Annotated in this window: 22 protein-coding genes; 13 read left to right on the forward strand and 9 right to left on the reverse strand. The window is 36.2% G+C overall.

The features are described from left to right. Nucleotides 1-54: 54 nt before the first annotated feature. From B6A10_RS11215 to B6A10_RS11240, 6 genes are all read right to left on the reverse strand, one after another. Nucleotides 55-651 carry a hypothetical protein gene (locus B6A10_RS11215; protein WP_188220934.1) on the reverse strand — a complete coding sequence of 199 codons (597 nt, stop codon included), beginning with the start codon at nt 649-651 and terminating at the stop codon, nt 55-57. Beyond that, nucleotides 639-932: a hypothetical protein gene (locus tag B6A10_RS11220; protein WP_055090246.1), complete on the reverse strand. Its 294-nt coding sequence runs from the start codon at nt 930-932 to the stop codon at nt 639-641. Before B6A10_RS11220 ends, B6A10_RS11215 begins: the two co-directional genes overlap by 13 nt. 113 nt (nt 933-1,045) lie before the next feature. Further along, on the reverse strand, nt 1,046-2,515 hold the full coding sequence (locus B6A10_RS11225; protein WP_055090244.1) for a lipopolysaccharide biosynthesis protein: 1,470 nt from the start codon (nt 2,513-2,515) through the stop codon (nt 1,046-1,048). Beyond that, nucleotides 2,516-3,808 (reverse strand): glycosyltransferase family 4 protein, encoded by a 1,293-nt coding sequence (locus B6A10_RS11230; protein WP_188220935.1) that lies wholly within the window; start codon nt 3,806-3,808, stop codon nt 2,516-2,518. A 100-nt stretch (nt 3,809-3,908) separates the two neighbouring features. Beyond that, nucleotides 3,909-6,335: a YfhO family protein gene (locus tag B6A10_RS11235; RefSeq protein WP_188220936.1), complete on the reverse strand. Its 2,427-nt coding sequence runs from the start codon at nt 6,333-6,335 to the stop codon at nt 3,909-3,911. A gap of 173 nt (nt 6,336-6,508) precedes the next feature. Continuing rightward, nucleotides 6,509-6,790 carry a DUF4834 family protein gene (locus B6A10_RS11240; protein ID WP_026714064.1) on the reverse strand — a complete coding sequence of 94 codons (282 nt, stop codon included), beginning with the start codon at nt 6,788-6,790 and terminating at the stop codon, nt 6,509-6,511. Nucleotides 6,791-6,911: 121 nt separating this feature from the next. Here B6A10_RS11240 and B6A10_RS11245 point away from each other — a divergent pair, with 121 nt between their 5' ends. Continuing rightward, entirely contained in the window at nt 6,912-7,865 is a 954-nt protein-coding gene (locus B6A10_RS11245; protein ID WP_188220937.1) for a transporter, read from the forward strand. A gap of 20 nt (nt 7,866-7,885) precedes the next feature. Beyond that, nucleotides 7,886-9,004 (forward strand): GTP cyclohydrolase, encoded by a 1,119-nt coding sequence (locus B6A10_RS11250; RefSeq protein ID WP_188220938.1) that lies wholly within the window; start codon nt 7,886-7,888, stop codon nt 9,002-9,004. Between the two features lie 163 nt (nt 9,005-9,167). Here the strand turns inward: B6A10_RS11250 and B6A10_RS11255 are convergent, their stop codons facing one another. Continuing rightward, the gene (locus tag B6A10_RS11255) at nt 9,168-10,433 is read right to left on the reverse strand and encodes an aminotransferase class I/II-fold pyridoxal phosphate-dependent enzyme (protein ID WP_188220982.1); all 1,266 of its coding nucleotides are present in this window, start codon (nt 10,431-10,433) and stop codon (nt 9,168-9,170) included. A 393-nt stretch (nt 10,434-10,826) separates the two neighbouring features. On the opposite strand from B6A10_RS11255, the gene B6A10_RS11260 reads away from it, so the two are divergent. The 3 genes from B6A10_RS11260 to B6A10_RS11270 all read left to right on the forward strand — a co-directional run bounded on the left by B6A10_RS11260 (nt 10,827) and on the right by B6A10_RS11270 (nt 12,758). Beyond that, nucleotides 10,827-11,621 carry a DUF4145 domain-containing protein gene (locus B6A10_RS11260; protein WP_188220939.1) on the forward strand — a complete coding sequence of 265 codons (795 nt, stop codon included), beginning with the start codon at nt 10,827-10,829 and terminating at the stop codon, nt 11,619-11,621. Nucleotides 11,622-11,884: 263 nt separating this feature from the next. Further along, a complete protein-coding gene (locus B6A10_RS11265) occupies nt 11,885-12,385 on the forward strand; it encodes an OsmC family protein (RefSeq protein WP_188220940.1) in 501 nt (166 codons plus the stop codon). A 22-nt stretch (nt 12,386-12,407) separates the two neighbouring features. Further along, on the forward strand, nt 12,408-12,758 hold the full coding sequence (locus B6A10_RS11270) for a DUF2200 domain-containing protein (protein ID WP_188220941.1): 351 nt from the start codon (nt 12,408-12,410) through the stop codon (nt 12,756-12,758). Between the two features lie 95 nt (nt 12,759-12,853). On the opposite strand, the gene B6A10_RS11275 is transcribed toward B6A10_RS11270, so the two are convergent. Beyond that, nucleotides 12,854-13,339, reverse strand: a complete 486-nt coding sequence (locus B6A10_RS11275; protein WP_188220942.1) for an Lrp/AsnC family transcriptional regulator — start codon at nt 13,337-13,339, stop codon at nt 12,854-12,856. Between the two features lie 137 nt (nt 13,340-13,476). Here B6A10_RS11275 and B6A10_RS11280 point away from each other — a divergent pair, with 137 nt between their 5' ends. From B6A10_RS11280 to B6A10_RS11315, 8 genes are all read left to right on the forward strand, one after another. Further along, entirely contained in the window at nt 13,477-14,523 is a 1,047-nt protein-coding gene (locus B6A10_RS11280; protein WP_188220943.1) for a DUF1852 domain-containing protein, read from the forward strand. 29 nt (nt 14,524-14,552) lie between these two features. Further along, nucleotides 14,553-15,584, forward strand: a complete 1,032-nt coding sequence (locus tag B6A10_RS11285; protein WP_188220944.1) for a methionine synthase — start codon at nt 14,553-14,555, stop codon at nt 15,582-15,584. A gap of 168 nt (nt 15,585-15,752) precedes the next feature. Further along, nucleotides 15,753-16,745 (forward strand): bile acid:sodium symporter family protein, encoded by a 993-nt coding sequence (locus B6A10_RS11290; RefSeq protein ID WP_188220945.1) that lies wholly within the window; start codon nt 15,753-15,755, stop codon nt 16,743-16,745. 241 nt (nt 16,746-16,986) lie between these two features. Beyond that, nucleotides 16,987-17,790: an NYN domain-containing protein gene (locus B6A10_RS11295; RefSeq protein ID WP_188220946.1), complete on the forward strand. Its 804-nt coding sequence runs from the start codon at nt 16,987-16,989 to the stop codon at nt 17,788-17,790. A 47-nt stretch (nt 17,791-17,837) separates the two neighbouring features. Beyond that, nucleotides 17,838-19,346 carry an FMN-binding glutamate synthase family protein gene (locus B6A10_RS11300; protein ID WP_188220947.1) on the forward strand — a complete coding sequence of 503 codons (1,509 nt, stop codon included), beginning with the start codon at nt 17,838-17,840 and terminating at the stop codon, nt 19,344-19,346. 291 nt (nt 19,347-19,637) lie between these two features. Further along, nucleotides 19,638-20,216, forward strand: coding sequence for a non-canonical purine NTP diphosphatase (locus tag B6A10_RS11305; RefSeq protein ID WP_188220948.1), 579 nt, complete (start codon nt 19,638-19,640; stop codon nt 20,214-20,216). A gap of 204 nt (nt 20,217-20,420) precedes the next feature. Beyond that, nucleotides 20,421-22,247 carry a DEAD/DEAH box helicase gene (locus tag B6A10_RS11310; protein WP_188220949.1) on the forward strand — a complete coding sequence of 609 codons (1,827 nt, stop codon included), beginning with the start codon at nt 20,421-20,423 and terminating at the stop codon, nt 22,245-22,247. 89 nt (nt 22,248-22,336) lie between these two features. Further along, complete coding sequence (locus tag B6A10_RS11315; protein ID WP_188220950.1) at nt 22,337-23,104, forward strand: carboxypeptidase-like regulatory domain-containing protein; 768 nt, start codon at nt 22,337-22,339, stop codon at nt 23,102-23,104. Between the two features lie 70 nt (nt 23,105-23,174). On the opposite strand, the gene B6A10_RS11320 is transcribed toward B6A10_RS11315, so the two are convergent. Beyond that, the gene (locus B6A10_RS11320) at nt 23,175-24,638 is read right to left on the reverse strand and encodes an aminoacyl-histidine dipeptidase (RefSeq protein WP_188220951.1); all 1,464 of its coding nucleotides are present in this window, start codon (nt 24,636-24,638) and stop codon (nt 23,175-23,177) included. Nucleotides 24,639-24,685 lie beyond the last annotated feature (47 nt).

The following is a 24,685-nucleotide window of genomic DNA, read 5'->3' on the forward strand; positions in this document are numbered from 1 at the left end:
GCAAATTCGCAGATTACTATTCTAAACTGCGAATTTGCGGTACAAACAAAAAATTTATTTTAATTTATCCCAAATACCTAAATCTTTCAACTTTTGCAATTCTTCCTGAAGCGTAGTTTCAGTATTCAATGTACCGTATAATTTTTCTTCATCTTCTGTTTGCAAACATACTTGTTCTTTGCACATCAAATATTTCAAAATTGATTTAGAAGATTCTGAATTTAATGTTTTTATAAAATATTCCTCTTTAACTGTTCCTGTTGTATCGGCTTCTTTTTCCCAATTATATTCTTTGACAACTTTTAGAGTATCATATTCCAAATAAACTTTATCGCTTTTTATTTGATAAGTTCCTTTAACTATTTCCTCATCTGACTCACAATGATAAATTGTTAAGAAATTTGTATTATCAAGAAACAAAATAGTAGAAGCACAACAATCACACTCTCCATAAGATTTGCACTGCAAAGTATCTAATTTTGGAGCAAAAAAATAAACTTTCCCCGCTAAATTATTAATTACAACTTCTTTTTTAGGATTGATAGCCAGATTAACTTTTTTATCTCTAGTATTACAGGAAAAAAAAGTAATAAAAACAAAGGCAAACATTGCTACTTTGATCACCATAAAAAACTTAACTAGTTGTAACATTCTTCTTCAAACAACTTTCCGTCTTCATCAATAGCAACAATAATTTTCTTTTCTTTTTTAGCTTTATACGATTTATAAATCCAGGGAATAGACCACAATCCAAAAGTAGCACAGGAAATCCAAAAATTAAGCTGATGATTTACTTTCTCCGGTTTCTTAGACAAAACCGCAAAAGGCAATTTATTATTCACCTCTTCAACAACAAATCCTTTTCTGATTTTTTGAGCTACAACTTGAGTTAACGCTACATTTTCGACTGCCACGACCATTGTATTTTTCATGATTTGAGGAATTTTAGAAATTAGTACTTCACTAAAAAGACTTCATTTACCACAAAATTAATACCACAAATTACGATGTACAATACCCACTTTTGGTGATTAACACTTAAAAACTAAACTTTTTTAAGATACTTTTGGATTAATCCGTCAATCACCTCGTTAATTTGAGAAGAAATAACAAACTTATAATTCAAATACACATAAGCAATCGTCACCAAAACCGATTTTATTCCAATGGCGATAATAGGATTTAAAGGAAATTCCCAAAAATAAAAAGCTAAAAACAATACAAATGTAAGTCCCATGGAATACAAAGTTTGATTGGTAAAAGGATACAAATGCAATCGTTTTACAACAAACATTAACTTAGCCAAACTATACAAAGTAATTGACAACAGTGTCGCAAAAGCCGAACCGATAATTCCGTACAACGGAATAAAAATCATATTCAGTCCAACAGTAAGAAAAACCAATATCACTCCCAAAAACAACACCGCCCGGTAATATTTTGTATTAAAAATAATCGCATTGTTATTCCCTAAAATCAAATCAAAATATTTGGAAAGCCCAATCATAAACACCACCGAAATTCCGCCTTTGTATTCCTCCGGAATCATTTCGTACAGCTGACCGATATTGACAAAAATACACAGCATCACATAACCGCCTACGATTTGCAAATTGATTGAAGTCTTCTTGTACAAATCATTCAGTTCGTCGTGTTTTTCTTCGTGCATTAATTTGGCAGTAATTGGATACACAATTTGATGCATGGCACGGCTTGGCACCGAAATCACCAAGGCAATGTATGTTGCCACTGAATAATAAGCAATATTCTCAATTTTGATATACTGATTCAGCATTAACTTGTCAATATCCAACAACAAAGAAGCTACACCGCCGGACAAAATGATAAAAAAAGTATAAACGCTAATATCCCTTACATTGTGTGGAACAGTCAGCTGAAAATGCGGTTTTTTTAAATAAAATGCATAAAACATCGTCACCAAAAAGGCTATAAAATAAATAACTGCAGTAACATAAATAAACTGAATAGGTGTAATCCATTTGTAATAAACCCCAATCAAAGCAATTAATGAAAACAAGCGCAAGCCTACTTCTTTAATAAAATTTCCAAAAACCGAATGCATTTGCACTCTGGCCCAGGCATAAAATATTTCGAAATAAGCCATACACAAGCCAATAAACGGAATCAGCCATAAAAAGTCTTTAACTATCGGATTTACTTTGGACAAATAGGCCGCAATATCTCCGTAAAAAACCAAACAAATTAATAATAAGGGAACTGACAAAACTAAGGGAAACCAAACCGCAAAGGACAAAAACTGATTTTCTTCGGTATCATTTTTACACTGAGAAAAGAATTTTACCAGTGTATTTTGCATTCCAAAAGCCAGCAAAGGCATGATAATCGCCGCTGCCGACAGAATGTAATTATTCAACGCATAATAAGTTGCTCCTAAAAAGAAAGGATACAAATAAATGGTATTAACTGCACCAATTCCAAAACCAATATAGGTTAAAATCGTATTCTTTAACGACTGATTTAAAACAAGTCCCATTTATAAGTATGAAGTTAGAAGTTGCACCAATTGCTCTGTCAAATTTTTTCTCGAATACTTTTGCAAACCAACACCATGAGATTGTAATTTTCCTTCAAGAAACTGGCTATAGTACGTTACAATTGTGTTTTTCAACCTCTCTTTTTCAGTATATTCAAAAAACACTCCGGTATTTGTACTGGTAATGATTTCTGCAAAATCAGAATCTTTGGGTCCAATAGCAATAATCGGGCGATTAGAAACCATATATTCGAACAGTTTTCCCGGAATAATACTCTTCGTTTCTTCCGAATCAATTTCGATAAGTAATAAAACCTGAGATTTTCGTTGGTGTGCTATGGCTTCTTCGTGCGAAACATAACCTAAATTGTTCACATAAGCATTCAGTCCAAAAGCCGCAATTGTATCTAAAACTTCCTGACTTACCGCGCCAATTAATTTCAGCTCTAAATGTTTTTTAAACTCCGGAATCTCATTAAGCAATTCCACCAAAGCTTCCCATAATAATTTAGGATTTCTGGCCGAAAGAAACGAACCGATATGAGCCAGAGAAAACTTAGAATCCAATGATTGCTTTTCCACTTTTTCTACATCATAACCATTAGTAATTACTGCAATAGGTTGGGTCGTAAGTACTTCAAACTCTTTTTTAGTGCTTTTACTAGTTACAATAATCGTATCGGCTGTATTCAACACTTCCGACTCCAATTGTTTGTGTTTTTTGGCCGCAAAATCAGACAATCGCAAAGATTTATGATAACCTATCGTTGTCCACGGATCTCTAAAATCGGCAAACCATTTCAGATTTAGTTTCTTTTTCAAATCCAAACCAATCAAATGCAAACTGTGCGGAGGCCCCGAAGTAACGATAGTATCAATATTATTTTCCAAAATATATTTTTCCAAATAAGCCACAGATGGTTTTACCCAAAAAAAACGGGCATCCGGAATAAACAAATTACCACGAATCCAAAGAAAAACTTTGTCTAAAAAAGATTGTTTTTTTTGATTAGGAATAATCCCCGAATTCATTTTCTTCGTTTTATTTTTCGATAAAAAGGAAGCTAATTGGTACGGTTCAAAGATTTTTTGCTTCAAAATAATCGCCTTATCCGAAACTTCATTTCCTAAATTTTCATCAACAATAGGATACGTTGGATTTTCAGGAATATAAACAACAGGCTGAATTCCAAAATCAGGCAAATATTTTACAAATTTCAGCCAGCGTTGTACGCCCGGTCCTCCGGCTGGTGGCCAATAATAAGTGATGATAAGGATTTTTTTTGGTTCCAATTTCCTTTTTACTTTTTATAATAATGAAGCAGATGATTATTGAATGAAGATTAACGATTTTTGATTACTGATTAAAATCTGCAATCAAAAATCGTTATTCTTAAATCTTTAATCCTTTTTTTCGTTCGTAATAAACACCGCCAATGAACAACAACAGCATTCCTACACCACTGATTAATGTTATAGTGCTTCCTGTTTGAATAACTTCTGGCTCAAATTTAAATTCTATGGTATGAACTCCTGCCGGAATCATCATCGCTCTTAAAACATAATCCACCGGAAAATGGTCGGTTTTCACACCGTCCACATAAGCATTCCAGCCATTTGGATAATAAATTTCAGAAAAAACCGCCAACCCTTCTTTCTTACTATCTGAAAGATATTTAATATAATTAGGTTTATAAACTCGCAACTGAATAGTTCCTGTCGTGTCTAAATTGCGTTTTAAACGGGCGTTTTTAAATTTATTTCGGTACAACTGCATATTAAATACCGCTACTTTTTTCGTATTGATATGATCCAATGCTTTCATTTCATCATTGGCTTTGTTTACAAATTTTATGTTGTGAACAAACCAGGCATTTCCGTTAGCATCCGGATTAACCGTTGGAAATTCTTTTCCTTCTTTATCCGTTTGAATCACATATTTTACGTTCAGCATATTCAGGATTTCCAAATTATTTTTGGCAATCTGATAATCAAATAATTGCTGCATTCTACGTGGTTTTGCCGCATGGTAACCACCAATTGATTTATGAAAATAAGAAGTTCGGGCGCTGGAGAAATTCCCACTCACTTCAAACACACGATAATGTGTCGTATCTCTTAAAATCTGAGCATCGGAAGGCGTTTCCTGAAACGGAACTTCAACTTCTCTTCCGCTCACAAAATCCTTAGCCGAAACGTACTTTTTATCCACAAAAAACAAATCGGAAATCATAAACAAACCAATTAAAATAATGGCTGTGTTTTGCGCCAGACGGTTTTTAATTACCATCCATAACATTCCGGCTGTTAAAAGAATGAAGAAACCGGAACGTAATAAATCGGCGCTGTACAAGGTTTTTCGGTCATTTTTAAGTGCATCCACAAAACCCGGTCCGTAACTTTGGATAAAATATTCGTCGTTAGCACTGGTGAAACTAAACATACTTTTGCTCAGAAACAAAATTATTATCGTTCCCAAACCAATAGCAGCCGACTGCCACAAACCTCTCCATTGTTCGGTTTTATCAACTTTAAAAAAAGACTGCAATCCCATAATGGCTAACACCGGAAAGCACAATTCTAAAACCACCTGAATCGAAGAAACCGCTCTAAACTTATTGTACATCGGTACATGATCGATAAAGAAATCGGTTAATGCGGGTAAATTTTTCCCCCAGGAAAGTAACAAAGCGACAACTGCTCCCGAAAGGAACACATATTTTATTTTTCTTTCATCGATTATTAAAGCCAAAATTCCCAAAAAGAAAACCACAACTCCAATGTAAGCCGGAGCAGCCACAATAGGCTGATCACCCCAATAAGTTGGCATAGCCGTAATAATATCAGCCGCCTGAGATTCCGGCACTCCCTGACCAATCATAAAATCATACATGCTGCTGTCTTTTCCTAAAGCCTCATGATTAGAACCTCCAAAAAGTCTTGGGGCAATCAAATTGAAACTTTCGGCAATTCCATAGCTGTATTCGGTAATATAATCGCGCGTCATCGCACTGGTATTGGTGCTTCGGGTTCCATCCGGATTAACGGTTAGTTCGCTTTTTCCGCGGGTACTAAAATCAGCATATTCCGCTGTCGCTAATAAGTTTGTCGCATTGGCACCAATGGCAAAAATACCGGCCACCATCAAAACTCCCATAGCCGTTAAAAAGGATTTGTACTCCTTGTCTTTTATAAAATGAAACGCATAATAAGCCGATAAAATTAATAAGAAAATCAGCAAATAATACGTCATTTGAAAGTGATTCGCATTAATCTCCAAGGCTGTGGCAAACATCGTCAACAAGCCTCCCAACACATACTTTTTCTGGTAAACCAATAAAAATCCGGCAATTACCAAAGGCATATAAGCAATAGCATGCGCCTTCGCATTATGACCAACCCCCAGAATAATTATCAGATAAGTAGAAAAACCAAAGGCTATGGCTCCAAAAAATGCTTTTAAAGGATCCATTTTTAAAACCAAAAGCAAACCGTAAAAACCTAAGAAATAAAGAAATAAATAATCGGCTGGACGCGGTAAGAAACGTAAAAAATCATCTACAGCACCAATAAAATCATAGGGATATTTGGCTCCTAACTGATACGTAGGCATTCCTCCAAAAGCCGAATTCGTCCAATAAGGTTCTACATGTTCGGTGGCACGGAAATCATTTTGTTCCTTAGCCATACCGGTATATTGGGCAATATCCGATTGAAAAATTTGTTTTCCCTGAAGTACAGGATAAAAATAAAGGAGTGAAACTAAAACAAAACCAAGAACGGCTAAAGCATGCGGATAGAACTTTTGAAGTTGCTTCATTATATAAATTTAGATTTTAATCCCGAAGTTTCGGGAGAGAATTAACGCTTGATGATTTCCGATTCTAAGGCCGAAAATCATGATTATTTTTTTAGAAAAAAAGTTGAATTTCCCTCTTAAAAAAAATCAAAGATATTTAAAATCAGAAATTCTTAATCAAAAAAATGAAATAATTAGTCTATTTCTTCGTAATCCACATAATCGCCCACTTTTTTGGTTTCGCGGGATTTTTTTACATTGTCGGTATTATAAATAACAGTCTCGCCCTCAGCAGTTCTCTGCCAGGAATCCTGATACTGACGTTGCTGCTGTTGCTGCATATTCTCACTCGCCTTTTCCACTACTTTTTTAACCACAACAGGCAAAAACAATTTTGCCAAAAATCTAAAAATATAATAGAAAGTGATGATATAAAATAAGGTTCTGATAAATCCTGAAAACGAAGCTTCTTGCATAATCAACTATTTTTTTAGCAAAATTAACAAATACTAGGTTCTAAATTAGAATATCATTCTTAAATAAATAATAAAATATAGTACTTTTGGAAAGCTTATTACTTTTAAAATCACAAACATCATGTCGCAATTTAAAATTTTAATAGTCTTAGCTATTTGTCTTTTGACCAATTACAACTACGGACAACATACTGACGAAATCAATTCCAACAGACCCGGAAAAAGCATGTCGGCTTATGCTGTTGGAAAATCAGTAATTCAGGCTGAAGCAGGCGTTTATGGCATTAATGAGAACCACAGTCTTTTAGGGTATGATGCTAACGGTTACGGTTTTGACCTTGATTTGCGTTATGGTTTTCTAATGGAACGACTGGAAGTAATGGCAAATATTCAATACCAAAAAGAAGATTTTGTGTACGCTTACAACCAATACAGTAAATCCGATTTAAAGCAAACTGCTTTAGGTGCCAAATATCTGATTTATGATCCCTATAAAAATTACGAAAAGAAAACAAATATTTACAGCTGGAAAGCCAATCATTCCTTTAACTGGCACCAGTTAATTCCTGCCGTATCGATTTATGCAGGGGCTAATTTTACAATGAAAAACAATCCTTATGCTTTTTCACCCGATGCAATGATTTCACCAAAAGCAATGTTGATTACCCAAAACCATTTAGGTGACGGTTCCTTGGTTTTTGTAACCAATATTATTGCCGATTACATCATGAGCGATTATCCCAGTTATGGCTATATTTTAACCTTAACCAAAGGTTTTGGTCGAAAATGGTCGGGGTTTATTGAAAATCAGGGATTCAAAAGTGATTTTTACAGCGATTCCATTTTGCGAGGCGGAGCTGCTTTCCTGATTGGCAAAAACATACAGGTGGACGCTTCCATCAGTCATAATATTAAAGACACGCCAAGCGTTTTCTATGGTGGAGTCGGATTCTCCTGGCGCTACGATGCCGGCTACAAAGAAGTCCGAATTAATCTGGACGACGCTCCATCGCAACCCCGCTCTGTTAGAAAAGCAGCCAAAAGAGACCAAAAACGAAAAGACGCATTTGAATAAAGAAAAGATAAAACGAAAAGATGATAACAATTAAAGAAGCCAAAACCAAAAAAGAACTCACCGAATACATCAAATTTCCTTTTTCACTCTACAAAGACAATGAATTTTGGGTACCACCCATCATTGCCGATGAATTAGAAACATTTGATAAAACTAAAAATCCGGCTTTTGAGAATGCCGAAGCTTATTCGTATATCGCGTATAAAGACGGAAAAATTGCAGGAAGAGTTACCGCCATTATCAACTGGGCTGAAGTGAACGACCAACACAAGAAAAAAGTACGCTTTGGCTGGTTTGATGTAATTAACGACATCGAAGTTACCAAAGCCTTACTGGAAAAAGTGTACGAATTAGGCAAGAAAAACAATTTAGATTATATTGAAGGACCAATGGGTTTTTCAAATTTAGATAAAGTAGGGGTTTTAACCGAAGGTTTTGATCAACTGGGAACCATGATAACCTGGTACAACCATCCGTATTATGCAACTCATTTCGAACAACTGGGTTATGTGGTAGAAAAAGAATACATCGAGAGTAAATTCCCTTTTTCTAATGTAAAACCGGAATTTTTCCAAAAAGCCAGTGAAGTCGTTAAGAAAAGATACGAATTGACTCCTATCAATTTTACCGCTACAAAAGACGTCATGCCTTATGCGGATAAAATGTTTGATTTATTCAATGAAACTTACGCAAAACTATCTTCTTTTGTCCCTATTTCAGAAGTACAAAAAGCGTATTTCAAGAAAAAATACATCAGCTTTATCAATCCGGAATACATCAAATTTATCGAAGATAAAAACAAAAATATCATTGCTTTTGGAATTGTGATGCCTTCGTTTTCCCGTGCTTTGCAAAAAGCTAAAGGAAAGCTCTTCCCTTTCGGAATTTTTCATTTACTAAATGCCCGAAAAAACAGCAAAGACATGATTTTCTATTTAATTGGAATCCATCCCGAATACCAAAACAAAGCGGTTACCGCTGTGATGTTCAACGAATACTATGACACATTCAAAGAAAAAGGAGTAGAATATTGCTTTAGAACTCCTGAATTATCAGACAATCATGCTATTCATAATATTTGGAAACACTTTGAACCTGTGGTTCATTGCCGTAGAAAAACGTATAAAAAAGATCTTTAATCAAAGTGGGCAGTGTTCAGTCGCAAACTTCAGAACACAGCATGCAGATTTCAGAAAAAAAGAACAAAAAATATTAGCCATAAAAAAACCATTCGCAAAGCGAATGGTTTTTTGTTATTATAGAGAATCAACTGTCAACTATCAACCGATAACTGACAACTAATTATTGCGCTTCCATATCTACAGTAGTTTTTTCAGCGATTGCTTTGTAAGTTCCGTTAGTTAATTTCTCACGGATAGCTTCAAAAGCAGTTAATGTTTCCTCAATATCAGCTAAAGTATGAGAAGCCGTAGGAATCATTCTCAACAAGATAATTCCTTTTGGAATTACCGGATAAACCACGATTGACAAGAAAATACCGTAATTCTCTCTCAGGTCGTTTACCATTACCATCGCTTCAGGAATAGATCCTTTAAGATAAACCGGTGTAATACAAGTATTCGTATCACCAATATCAAAACCTTTTTCTTTCAATCCGTTTTGCAACGCATTTACATTTTCCCAAAGTTTATCTTTAATTGCTGAAGATTCACGCAATAATTCCAAACGTTTCAAAGAACCTAATGTTTGGATCATTGGTAAAGCCTTAGCAAACATTTGCGAACGTAAGTTGTATTTCAAATAATCAATTACATCTTTATCAGCAGCTACGAAAGCACCAATATTAGCCATTGATTTAGCAAAAGTCGAGAAATAAACATCAATTCCGTCCTGACAACCTTGCTCCTCACCTGCTCCGGCACCTGTTTTTCCAAGTGTACCAAAACCATGTGCATCGTCAACCAAAAGACGGAAATTGTATTTCTCTTTCAAAGCTACAATTTCTTTCAATTTCCCCTGTTGCCCGCGCATTCCAAAAACACCTTCCGTGATGAATAAAATTCCTCCTCCGGTTTCTTTAGCCATTTTAGTAGCACGTTGCAGGTTTTTCTCCATGCTCTCTAAATCATTGTGTTTGTAAGTGAAACGCTTACCCATGTGCAAACGAACCCCGTCAATAATACAAGCGTGAGAATCCACGTCATACACAATAATATCATTCTTAGACACCAAAGCATCAATGATAGATACCATTCCCTGGTAACCGAAATTCAACAAATAAGCCGATTCTTTCATAACGAATTCAGCCAATTCTCTTTCTAATTGTTCGTGATAATTAGTATGTCCGCTCATCATACGCGCTCCCATTGGGTAAGCAGCTCCAAACTGAATCGCAGCATCTGTATCGGCTTTACGCACCTCAGGGTGATTAGCCAAACCTAAATAATCATTCAAACTCCAGTTCAAAATATCTTTCCCACCAAACTTCATTCTAGGCCCTAACTCCCCTTCCAATTTTGGAAACACATAATATCCTTCTGCCTGTGAAGCCCATTTTCCTAACGGTCCTTTATTGCTTTGAATTCTTTCGAATAAATCTTTTACCATAATATATCCAGTAATAATTTTAATTTTAAGAGGTTGCAAAAATAATTATTTATATTTTATAAAGGTCTTCTAAGTAAAATTATTTTCAGGAGCCACTACGCACCGATGTTATAATTAACATTTTCACCTGCTATCCGCTACATCTCTTCTGTCTCGTTAAAGAAACAAGACACAAGAGGATGCTCCCGACACTTCGGAACTATCGGGGCTAGAAAAGAAGGATTCTTTTCCAAAACAATAAAAAGCAGAATCTTTGTAAGGAATTAATGAATATATTTGAAAAAAGGATAAAGCAAAACAAACTTTCGCCAATCTACCCGAATTTGGGTGTATACATGAAGGCTTGTTTTACTTATAAACAAGTTACCGACAAAGCTAAAAAAACAGACTTAGATGGAAAAAATTAAAGGCAAATACGAAATTATATTAGGGTTTGCAACTCTTATCATTTCGCTCAGTGCATTTAAAGACGAGCTTTCTCAAATTAATCTTGAACTCGGATTTATAAAAATTTCACTTTCACAGTATTTTTTATATTCAGTTTTTGGGTTTTGCCTGTGCTTGTATTTCTATATTATCGAGCATGCTGTAAGAGAAACTAAAATTGGACAGTGGAAAATTTTCGACTATCTAATAGCGATTGCATACGGAACCTTTATTTTTATTTTAATTTCACCGATACTAGTACTTCTAAACATTCTTTCGGTAAAAATTTACAATTATTTTCTTCAAAAAACTGAAGAAGAAAAAGCTGAAGTTTTATCGTTGATATTAACAATTATAAACGGAATCAGCGTAATTGTATCTTTTGTTGGTGGAAAAAAATTATTCAAAAAGCATCAAGAAGATATTAAAGAAGCAGCTGAAAATAAACAGATCACAGAAATTGAAAGTGCGAAAAGATTATATGCGGACGGATATTATGCCAGTTCGATTTTAGAATCTTTCAAAGCGTTAGAATCTTTTCTGCAAAAAAAAATCATAGAAAAAAATCATCGTGCACCGAGAGCATTATATGAGTTGCTTCAAACAAGTTTTAAATTGAAAATAATTAAAAAAGAAGATTCAGAAAAAATGTCCGCATTGATTAGAATGCGTAACAGTGCTGCACATAATACTGAAATAGTTTTAACTAAAGACGATGCAAATAACGTTCTTCTATTTATAACAGAAATCATGAGTCGTTAACAAGTCCCAGCTGGCGCGAGCGTCTCTCCCCAGCTGACGCGAGCGTCACGCTCGTGCACACAAAGAAAATTTTAGACAATCAAATTCTAAGATCGGCTAAAATCGGCTTAATCTGCGTGCTATACTATAAAATCTGAGCACTTTTAAAAAACTTCAAATTTACTTAGCCACAAAAAGCGGTACTAAAAACAATATAAAGCCTTAAAAAGTTGTACTTTTAAAAGGCTTTTTTTTGATCGTAACACAACCTAAAAAACAACCCCATGAATGCCGAAGAATTAAAAAAAATACAGGAACCCCTAAAAGAAAAATACCGCAACCAACCCGAAACGGCCATCATCACCCTCAAAGCCGAGGGAAAAATTGGCGATGGTATTTCCTGTAAAGTTGCCACCGGAAAAGCACTGGTCGAAGCCGGACTTCATCCCGCTACTGGGGGAAACGGCGCACTCGCCTGCTCAGGCGATATGCTTCTGGAAGCCTTAGTCGCCTGTGCCGGCGTGACACTAAATGCCGTTGCTACTGCAATTGGTCTCGAAATCAACGATGCCGTTATCAAAGCCGAAGGCGATTTGGATTTTCGTGGTACTTTGGGCGTTTCCAAAGAAGTAAATGTCGGTTTTCAAAGTATCCGTCTTCACTTCGAAATTGACAGCAATACCACTCCCGAAGAGCTTCAAACACTCCAAAAATTAACCGAAAGATACTGTGTGGTTTACCAAACACTCGTAAAAGGCGTTCCGGTTGCCACCACTTTTCAATAGCCGTTAAAATCAAATTCTAAAAATGAATAATACCAAAGTTTTTAAAATGGCTTTTGCTTCAGTTTATCCGCATTATATTGCCAAAGCCAAAAAAAAAGGACGCAGCAAAGAAGAAGTGGATGAAATTATTTTTTGGCTCACCGGATATAACGAACAGGATTTACAACAAATTCTGAACAACAAAACTGATTTTGAAAATTTCTTTGCAAAAGCACCACAAATTAACCCAAATGTTACTAAAATTACAGGAGTTATTTGCGGTTATCGTGTGGAAGAAATCGAAGACCCGCTGGTGCAGAAAATTCGTTATCTGGATAAATTAATTGACGAATTGGCTAAAGGGAAATCAATGGATAAAATTTTGAGGAAATAAAATTATTTTTGTCTACAAAAACTTAGAATTAACAAATTAGGATGGAATTTCAAAAATCAAAGATAATTTCACCCAAGATTATAGCTTATTATCATTTATATCGGCACAGCAAAGTTTTGTTTTATAACCCCAATAACAAACGTACTGTGCGCACTTCCGATATTTTTTACCGAGCCTAAATCGTTAATCACAAAAGACTGATAATGCTTCATATCTTTAACCATAATTTTCAATAAAAAATCGTAATCGCCCGAAATATTGTAACATTCGACCACTTCTTTAATCGAAACGATATCCTTAACAAACTTATTTCCTATTTCTTTGGTATGCTCCTTTAAAGTGATATTACAAAATACGGTTAATTGCAAGCCCAATTTTTCAGCATTTACAATAGCAGCGTACTTCTCTATAAAACCTTCTTTTTCCAATCGTTTAATTCTTTCATAAACGGGTGTAGGAGATAAATTTACTCGGTTCGCGATTTCTTTGGTCGTCAATTTTGCATCTTTTTGAAGCACTTTCAACAGCTCCAGATCGATCATATCTATATTTTCTAAAGAGAAATTATCTGTTTTTTTCATTATTACAACCACTAAAAGATTAATTATCTACAAAAATAACAAAAACAGATATATTATCTAATTTTAATTTAAAATTAAAAAACCTAATCTTTTATATTGAAATTTGTAAGATAAAAATACTAAAACATTATTATTAAATGAAAACAGACCTACAAGAAGATTTCAGAATAAACGGAGAAAAGGATAGTGAAAACCACCAGAATACAGTCAAGAATGATTTTGCCTTCACAATAAAGAGTATTTATTTCAATGAGGACTATATTCCTTCTAACAGTACTCGTACCACGACCAACTTTGCAAACTTGGCCAGAGGAGCAAGTCGCCAGGAAAACATACGCAACACGATCACTATGATTAACAATCGTTTTAATGCCTTGGCCAACTGGGATAACCCTAATAACAACCGTTATTCAGTAGAATTAGAAATTGTTTCTGTTGACATAGATATTGACGGTAGTGGCACAACATTCCCAACGATTGAAATATTAAAAACGCATATTATTGATCATAAAACAGGCCAACGCATTGAAGGTATTGTTGGGAACAACTTTTCTTCGTATGTGCGGGATTATGATTTTAGCGTATTACTTTTAGAGCACAATAAGGATAAAAGCGACTATAGCATTCCGGATAATTTTGGTGAATTGCACGGCAATATATTTAAGCATTTTGTGAATTCTGAAACTTACAAAAAACACTTTAGCAAACCACCTGTTATATGTTTGAGCGTATCACATAATAAAACCTATACTCGAACAACAAACCACCACCCGATATTAGGTTTCGAATACCAAGTAAACGAATCTTCCTTAACAGAACAATACTTCAAAAAAATGGGCTTACAGGTTCGTTGTTTTATGCCACTTAACAGCGTTGCACCTTTAACGTTTTATTTCTTTGGCGACTTAGTAACAGATTATTCAAACCTTGAATTAATCAGTACTATTAGCACAATGGAAACTTTCCAAAAGATTTACAGACCTGAAATTTACAATGCCAATGCTATCGCAGGACAGTGCTACAATCCTAGTTTACAAAATCAAGATCATTCGTTAACAAAAATTATTTACGACCGGGAAGAACGCACCAGATTAGGCATCGAGCAAGGTAAATTTACCGAAAAGCATTTTATTAAGCCTTACAAAAACATTCTGGAAAAGTGGTCTGCTAATTTTAGCCTTTAATTGATACTACACCTTAAAATTATTTGAATATGAAGAAATTACTATTACCAACTTCAATTGTTGGAAGTTTACCCAAACCTGCCTGGCTTGCACAACCTGAAAAACTTTGGTCCCCTTGGAAATTAGAAGGCAATCAGTTATTGGAAGGAAAACAAGACGCTTTACGCATTTCTTTGCAGGAACAACAATTGGCCGGAATTGATATCATTAGCGATGGCGAACAAACACGTCAACATTTTGTAACTACTTTTATAGAGCATTTAGGCGGTGTCGATTTTGAAAATCGTAAAATCGTAAAAATTCGCAACCGTTATGATGCGAGTGTTCCTATTGTTGTAGACGAGATTACACGTCAAAAATCAGTTTTTGTTGAAGATGCTAAATTTTTACGTAAACAAACTAATCAACCCATAAAATGGGCATTACCAGGTCCATTGACTATGGTAGATACTTTGTATGATGATCATTATAAAAGTCGGGAAAAACTAGCTTGGGAATTTGCGAAAGCACTCAATGAAGAAGCTAGGGAACTGCAAGATGCAGGAGTAGATGTTATCCAGTTTGACGAACCGGCATTTAATGTATTCTTTGATGAGGTAAACGATTGGGGAATGGCAGCATTAGAGCGAGCTATAGAAGGTTTACATTGCGAAACGGCGGTACATATTTGCTACGGTTATGGAATCCAAGCCAATAATGATTGGAAGAAAACATTGGGATCAGAGTGGCGTCAATACGAAGAAATTTTCCCTAAAATTCAAAAATCTAAAATTGATGTGGTATCATTAGAATGTCATAACTCCAATGTACCTTTGCACTTAATGGAACTTGTTCGTGGCAAAAAAGTAATGGTAGGTGCCATTGATGTCGCGACCAACACTATCGAAACACCCGAAGAAGTCGCTAATACGCTACGCAAAGCACTTGAATTTGTAGCTGTTGAAAATCTTTACCCTTCTACAAATTGCGGCATGGCTCCTTTGTCCCGAAACGTAGCCAGAGGTAAGTTAACCGCTTTAAGCCAAGGAGCCGAAATTATTCGTAAAGAACTTGGAATGTAAACCGAATGTATTCATCAGATAGCTTGGGACATTCCGCTAATGATGCAGCTTTATTAATAGAAAAATGAAGTACATCTGCCTCATCCACGGATATTTTACGTTACCAAGTTTATCTGCTTGATCTTTTTTTGTAATCTTGCCTCAACGGAGGAATAATAGTAAAACACATTGAAGAAATTATTAGAAGTATTAAGTAAAGTAGGTTTAGACGGTTTCCTGTTAATGATAGCCACCATGATACTACTGGCTTATTTTTTGCCGCAGCCGGGAATGGTCAAAGAACCCGTTTCATTAGAAGAAATTGCCAATATAGGCGTGTCCTTTATTTTTTTGTTTTATGGCTTGCGGCTGAGTGTTGAAAAACTAAAAGCTGGGCTTGCCAATTGGAAAATGCACATTATCGTCCAGTTAACAACCTTTTTGTTTTTTCCGTTGATTGTTTTGGCATTTCGCCCCTTGTTTATCAACGCCGGCTTCGAGTTGCTCTGGTTGGGTGTGTTTTTTCTAGCAGCATTACCATCTACGGTCTCCTCTTCTGTGGTTATGGTTTCCATCGCCAAAGGCAACATGCCCGCAGCCATTTTTAATGCGAGCATTTCCAGTTTAATCGGAGTAGTGGTTACGCCACTTTGGGTTGGGCTGTTCATCGCTTCTGCAACAGGCAATTTTGACATCACTACCATTGTTATAAAGTTGATTCTTCAAGTCCTGCTGCCGGTCATAATTGGTATAAGCCTCAATTCTCGTTTTGGCGCCATTGCTGAAAAATATAAGAAACAGCTCAAATATTTCGATCAGGCAATCATCCTTACTATCATTTACACCTCGTTTTGTAAATCATTCTCCGAACATCTTTTTGAAGACTTCACCGCCCTTGAACTTGCCGGACTCACTACAGGGATGATGGTCTTGTTTTTTGCCGTATTTCTTTGTGTGGGACTTCTCAGCCGCTTGTTTGGCTTTTCAGACGAAGACCGCATTACAGTATTATTCTGTGGATCTAAAAAATCATTGGTACACGGAACTGTTATGTCAAAAGTACTGTTTCAACAAAGTACTATTACCGGTATCGTATTATTACCACTCATGCTTTATCATGCTTTGCAATTGATTGCCGCCAGTATCATTGCTCAGAATATGGCTCGACAAAAAAAAGTATAATTTCTACTTACAGCTTGTACCTCTAGCTTGTAACCACAAGAAGGTCTAAAAACTTTTAAACGGGTACAAGCTAGTAGCAGCTAGTCATGGCATCAATAACAACTGCTACACCACTATTCCAACTCGCTCAAAAAGTTAACAATTGTAAAACAACAAACCCAATATTAACAAAACATTAAAGACATTTTAAAAGTTTTTCTCGCCAAAGAATTAGTACCTTTAGCTTTCAAATGAAAATACTATGTCACAAAACAACAAAGAACTCAAACTTGCTGTTCTTATAGATGCCGATAACGTTCCTTACAGCAATGTCAAAGGAATGATGGAAGAAATTACCAAATACGGTACACCCACCACCAAACGTATTTATGCCGACTGGACTAAACCCAATGCCAACGGATGGAAAGGCGTTTTACTGGAACACGCCATTACTCCTATTCAACAATACAGCTATACCACCGGAAAGAACTCTTCCGATTCGGCACTAATTATCGATGCGATGGATTTGTTGTATTCCGGAAAATTGGACGGATTTTGCATTGTTTCCAGCGATTCTGATTTTACCCGTCTGGCCACCCGATTGCGGGAATCCGGTATGAAAGTCATTGGAATTGGCGAACAAAAAACACCAAAACCTTTTATTAGTGCCTGCGATCGTTTTATCTTCATCGAAGTTTTAGACGGTGCTATTAAAAAGAAAAAAGCAACTAAATCGGTTATTGACTCTAAAAAACCGGTTGAAAAAACCACGACAACTAAAACTGCTGAAAAACCAACGCAAAAACCTTTAAATAAAATTGACGAACCTACCATCGAACTCATCGAATCAACCATTGAAGACCTCGCCGACGATGACGGTTGGGCGTTCCTGGGCGATGTAGGAAACTTAATTGTCAAGAAAAAACCCGAGTTTGACCCCCGAAATTATGGTTTTTCTAAACTCACCCCGATGCTAAAATCCCTAACAGATATTTTAGAAATCGACGAAAGAGATTCAGATAAAAAAGGCATCAAACACGTTTATGTACGTCTGCTTTTCAGCTAAAAATAGCGTACAAAATTGTTTTTACAGACACTTACAACATTTTTATTATGAGAAAAGAATTTTTTATCATCGGAACAGGATTATTTATCCTTAGTCTTGCCGCTCATTTTTTATTCAAAACCAGCCTGTTAATTGCGATTTTTATTTTCATCTTATTAATCATCGGTGTTTTTAACAGCTTCCAGCACAAACATGCCATTCTTAGAAATTTTCCGGTTCTAGGCTATTTCCGATATGCTTTTGAAGAAATTGCTCCGGAAATCCAACAATATTTTATCGAAAGAACCACCGACGGAAAACCTTTTTCCCGAAACGAACGTTCACTAGCCTACCAACGTGCCAAAAATGTGGGAGGAACCACTCCTTTTGGAACACAATTAGACATTAACACCTCCACTTACGAAGGCCTGAAACATTCTATTTTTCCGGCTCACGTGAATGAAGAATTACCCCGTATAACTATTGGCGGCCCGGATTGCCAACAACCTTATTCGGCTTCTTTATTAAACATTTCGGCGATGAGTTTTGGCTCTTTAAGTGAAAATGCGATTATGGCACTTAACAAAGGTGCTCAAAAAGGAAATTTTTACCACAACACCGGCGAAGGCGGATTGACCGATTACCACTTACAGGGTGGCGATATTTGCTGGCAAATAGGAACCGGATATTTTGGCTGCCGCAATGACGAAGGTAATTTTGATGCCGAAAAGTTCAAAGAAAAAACCAATCTCCCTTCGGTAAAAATGATTGAAATTAAATTGTCTCAGGGAGCCAAACCCGGCCACGGAGGCGTTTTACCTGCCGCAAAAAATACCGAAGAAATTGCCCGAATCAGAGGTGTAAAACCGCACACAACGATTCTTTCGCCACCATGTCATACGGCTTTCAATTCGCCAAAAGGTTTAATTGAATTTGTGGCTCATTTAAGAAAACTGGCCCAGGGAAAACCTATTGGATTCAAATTATGCATTGGGCAAACCGAAGAATTTGAAGCCATTTGTCAGGAAATGATTTTGCAAAATTGTTATCCTGATTTTATTACCGTTGATGGTGCCGAAGGCGGAACAGGAGCTGCTCCTTTGGAATTCTCAGACGGAGTAGGAATGCCGTTAGAACCGGCTTTAATTTTTGTAAACAAAACTCTGATCCGATTAAATCTCAGAGATAAAATACGCATTATTTGCAGCGGAAAAATCATTTCGGGTCATGCTATTTTAAAAGCAATTGCCCTGGGTGCCGACTTATGCAACAGCGCCCGCGGTTTTATGTTTTCCTTAGGCTGTATTCAGGCCTTGCGTTGCAATACCAATAATTGTCCGGTGGGCGTGGCTACTCAGGACAAAATGCTCATTAAAGGCCTATCGGTAACTGATAAATTTGAAAGAGTGTATCAGTTTCACAAAAACACGCTTCATGCCACCAATGAATTACTGGCCGCCGCAGGAAAAACAAGCTATCAGGAGGTAGATGCTTCCATATTTATGCGAGGAGATGAATTTACCCATCTTTCCGATTTATATTTCCCAAATAACTTAACAAATGTAACCAAGCATTAAAAAAAAGGAGGGCTATTAAAGCCCTCCAGTATTGGTTTTGATTTACTATTCTCAACTTATAATTAACTAAATGCTGCTGATGATTGTGTTTTCATTTTTCTACCCAAATTAACATACACAAGTAATGAATCAAAACCACAGTATAAAGTTACGATTTTAATTTAAATAAACACAAATTATTTTAATATTTTTAAAACACAAATGGTTAATTATCAATAATTTAAGATTAAAAACAAACCACTAACAATCTCTATTAATTTATTCATCAAAACATCAAAAAACATATAAAAAATGCAACTTGTTTTCGCTTCTAACAACAAAAATAAAATCAAAGAAATTCAGGAACTACTTCCGGCTTCAATAGAAATTTTAAGTCTGGAATCCATAGGCTGTCATGAAGAAATTCCGGAAACTGCCAATACTATTGAAGGCAACGCTATTCTAAAAGCAAATTATGTGACTGAAAAATACGGCTACAATTGTTTTGCCGACGATACCGGACTGGAAATTGACGCCTTGAATGGAGAGCCGGGAGTTTATTCGGCACGTTATGCAGGTGAGCAAAAAAATGCCGAAGACAACATGGATAAAGTACTGAACGCCTTAAATAACAACAATAACCGAACAGCCCAATTTAAAACAGTAATTGCTTTAAACATAAACGGAGACCAACAACTGTTTACCGGAATTGCCAAAGGACAAATTATCACAGAAAAATCAGGAAATCAGGGTTTTGGTTATGATCCGATTTTTCAACCGGAAGGTTTTCAGGAAACTTTTGCCGATTTGTCTTTAGAAACAAAAAATAAAATTAGCCATCGCGGAAAAGCAACCCAATTGCTAATCTCTTTTTTAAACGAATTAAAATAACTGTCTAAAATCCAAGTTTTTATTCCTTTTTTCAAAAAGCAGCCGGCTTATTTACAGTCAAAAATCAAAAAACAGCCAGTCTAATTTCCGGCTAAAAACATAACTTTCTGATAATCAAAAGATATTAAATCAGCAAAACTTAGAAATGCATTAGTTTATGTCGATTTTTCGCAGTAATTTTGCGCCCTATTTTAAAAAGACATAATGAATAAATTTGAACAATTAGGATTGAGTGAATCGTTACTGAAGGCGATTAAAGATCTAGGATTTGAGAATCCGTCGGAAGTACAGGAGAAAGCGATTCCCCTATTATTGGAAAAAGATACAGATTTAGTTGCGTTGGCTCAAACGGGGACCGGGAAAACAGCAGCTTTTGGTTTTCCAGTTATCCAGAAAATTGATGCTGACAACAGAAATACACAGGCGTTAATTTTATCTCCAACGAGAGAGCTTTGTTTACAAATTGCTAACGAACTTAAAAACTACTCTAAATACGAAAAAGGTATCAATGTAGTTGCCGTTTACGGTGGTGCCAGCATTACCGAACAAGCCAGAGAAGTAAAAAGAGGGGCTCAAATTATCGTAGCAACTCCGGGAAGAATGCAGGATATGATCAACAGAGGATTGGTAAACATCAAAAACATCGATTATTGTGTTCTTGACGAAGCCGATGAAATGTTGAACATGGGATTTTATGATGATATCTGCGCGATTTTATCTGATACCCCTGACGAGAAAAGCACATGGTTGTTTTCTGCTACCATGCCGGCAGAGGTTGCCCGAATTGGAAAACAATTCATGAGCAATCCGGAAGAAATTACAGTTGGAACCAAAAACTCAGGTTCAGCAACAGTTTCTCACGAATTTTACTTAGTAAATGCTCGTGACCGTTACGAAGCTTTGAAACGTTTAGCGGATGCTAATCCGGATATCTTTTCTGTAGTTTTTTGTAGAACAAAACGTGACACACAAGCTATCGCAGAAAAATTAATCGAAGACGGATACAGCGCTGCTGCTTTGCACGGAGACTTATCTCAGGCACAACGTGATGCGGTAATGAAATCTTTCCGTGGAAGACAAATCCAAATGCTTGTTGCTACCGATGTAGCTGCTCGTGGAATTGACGTTGACAATGTAACTCACGTAGTAAACTACCAATTACCGGACGAAATTGAAACCTACAACCACCGTTCAGGTCGTACGGGTCGTGCAGGTAAATTAGGAACGTCTATCGTAATTGTAACGAAAAGTGAATTGCGCAAAATTTCTTCTATCGAAAGAATCATCAAACAAAAATTTGAAGAAAAATCTATTCCATCCGGAATCGAAATCTGCGAAATTCAATTATTACACTTAGCTAACAAAATCAAAGATACTGAAGTAGATCACGAAATTGACAACTACTTACCGGCTATCAACGATGTTTTGGAAGGTTTATCGAAAGAAGAATTGATTAAGAAAATGGTTTCGGTAGAATTCAACCGTTTTATTAATTATTACAAAAAGAACCGAGACATTTCAGTTTCCGGATCTGACAGACGTGAGCGCAACAGCGAACGTGCGCCAAGAGAAAACAACAACGGTGGTGCAACGAGATATTTCGTAAACATTGGTTCCAGAGACAACTTTGACTGGATGTCTTTGAAAGATTATTTGAAAGAAACCTTAGACTTAGGTCGTGATGACGTATTTAAAGTAGATGTAAAAGAAGGATTCTCTTTCTTTAACACTGATGCGGAACACACTGACAAAGTAATGGACATTTTAAACAACGTACAATTAGAAGGACGTCGTATTAATGTTGAAATTTCTAAAAATGACGGTGGCGGAAGACGCGATCATAACGGAAGAAACTCTGGTGGAAGACGTGATGGCGGAAGACGCGAAGGTGGTTTTAGAAGTGAGAGAAGAGAAGGCGGATTCAGAGGCGAAAGAAGCAATTCACGAAGAGAAGGTGCTTCCGACAGAGCTCCAAGACGTTCGGAAAGCTTTGGTGACTCACCAAGACCAAGAAGACCAAGAAGAGACTAACAAGCCCTTGTTAATTTTCTTATAATTAAAATAATAAACTACAAAATATTTAAAGCCGTTTTATTACTTTTAGAGTTTTAAAACCGTTTATGAAATATTTTGTAGTTTTTTTATTTTTAGCCCTGGCTATACCTACATTCGCTCAGGAAGCAATTACTTCTCAAAAAGTAACAGGTTATGTTTATAACGACAACAGCAAAGCACCTTTGAGCGGCGTTAACGTTATCAACATCAATAAAGTAAGAGGTGCTATCACCGACTCCAAAGGATATTTCGAAATTGACATTCATCCGACTGACACCCTGCATTTTACCCTTATAGGATTTCAATCCTTAAGAGTAAAAGTGACTAATGACTGGATAAAAAATAAAGTTGCCAAAATTTTCCTGACCGAAAAAGCCATTGCACTGGAAGAAGTTGTCATTCGACCTTTTAACCTAACGGGCTATTTGGAAGTAGATTCCAAAACCATTCCTATTAACAAAAACTACCAATACAACATTTCGGGATTAAACAGTGGTTACGAAGCCGGAGAATATTCACCCGGAGCTTTTGGAAAAGTATTGGGTTCTATTTTCAACCCTGCCGATATGTTGTATAATTTCTTCGGAAAAAAAGGTACTGAGTTGAAAAAACTCAAAGAAATGAAGAAAGACGACACGGTTAGAAATCTTTTGGAATCTAAATTTGACCGCGAAACACTGGCTGTTTTATTAGGAATTGACAAAAAAGAAATCCCCGAAATCCTGCAACGATGTAACTATTCGGAATCTTTTATTCAAACCGCAAACGACCTTCAAATTATGGATGCTATAAGTGGTTGTTATGAGCAATATAAAGTCCTGAAAAAGAAATAAAAAACTAAGATTACAGATTTCAGTCGCAGTTCTCAGTTTCTAACTGAACACTGCGACTAAATACTGAATACTATTTTACCGGGATAGAAGCCAAAACTTCCACTAAAAACTCCCAGAATTTTTGAGAAGAAGAAATACTCGCTCTTTCATCCGGAGAATGCGCTCCATGAATGGTTGGACCAAAAGAAATCATATCCATTTCCGGATAAATTCCGCCAAGAATTCCACATTCTAAACCGGCATGACAGGCAACTACTTTAGGTTTTTCGCCATTTAATTTTTCATAAATTGACACCAAAGTCTTCAAAATTGCCGAATCCGGATTAGGTGCCCATCCCGGGTAAGAACCTGAAATTTCAACTTCACAGCCCATCAGCTCAAAAGCCGAACGCAATTCATTCGCCAAATCAAACTTAGCTGATTCAACCGAAGAACGTGTCAAACATTGAATCGTTAATTTTCCTTTTCCAAGACTTACTTTGGCTATATTATTAGAAGTTTCAACCAAGTTTTCAAAATCGGCACTCATTCGATGAACTCCATTGGCAGCCGCAGCCATAGAACGCACAAAATAATATTGCGCCATCGATGGCATCACCTTAGCAGGCGCTTTTTTTAATTTTTCGAAACTAATTTCTAAATTCGGCTCGGTAGTTTTTAACTCTGCTTTAATTTCGTTTACAATTTGCTGCATATCAAACACAAAGGCTTCATCATAAACTGAAGCAATAATTACTTTAGCCACACTTTCACGCGGAATCGCATTACGCAAACTTCCGCCCTGAATTTCCGAAATTTGCAAACCAAAATTATCAAATCCGTCAAATAACAAACGGTTCATTATTTTATTGGCATTTCCTAATCCTTTATGAATATCCATCCCGGAATGCCCGCCTTTTAAACCTTTTACGGTAATTTGATAGCCTATCGAATGCTCCGGAGTTTCTTCTTCATCATACTCGGCTTCAGCAGTAACATCTACTCCTCCGGCACAACCTATATCTATTTCGTCATCTTCTTCGGTATCCAGATTCAACAAAATTTGCCCTTGCAGCACTCCTGCTTGTAAATTCATCGCTCCGGTCATTCCGGTTTCCTCATCAATGGTAAACAAAGCTTCAATAGCCGGATGCGCAATCGTTGTACTTTCTAAAACAGCCATAATTGCAGCAACTCCTAAACCGTTATCAGCTCCCAGAGTAGTTCCTTTGGCACGAACCCAGTCACCATCAACATACATTTCGATGCCCTGTTTTTCAAAATCAAAAACGGTATCAGCATTTTTTTGATGTACCATATCCAAATGACCTTGTAATACAATTGGCTTTCGGTTTTCCATTCCTGCAGTTGCCGGTTTGCGAATAATTACATTGCGAACCGCATCTTCAATAACTTCCAACCCAAGTTTTTCACCAAAATCTTTAATAAATGCCACTACTCTTTCTTCTTTTTTGGAAGGTCTTGGTACGGCATTCAAATTGGCAAAATTATTCCATAATGCCTTTGGTTCTAAATTTTGTATTTCCTGACTCATATTTTAATTTGAATTTGTAATAATTAAAGACTCAAAGTTACAAAGAT

The organism is Flavobacterium pokkalii (assembly GCF_014596575.1).
In the GTDB taxonomy this organism is placed as follows: Bacteria; Bacteroidota; Bacteroidia; order Flavobacteriales; family Flavobacteriaceae; genus Flavobacterium; species Flavobacterium pokkalii.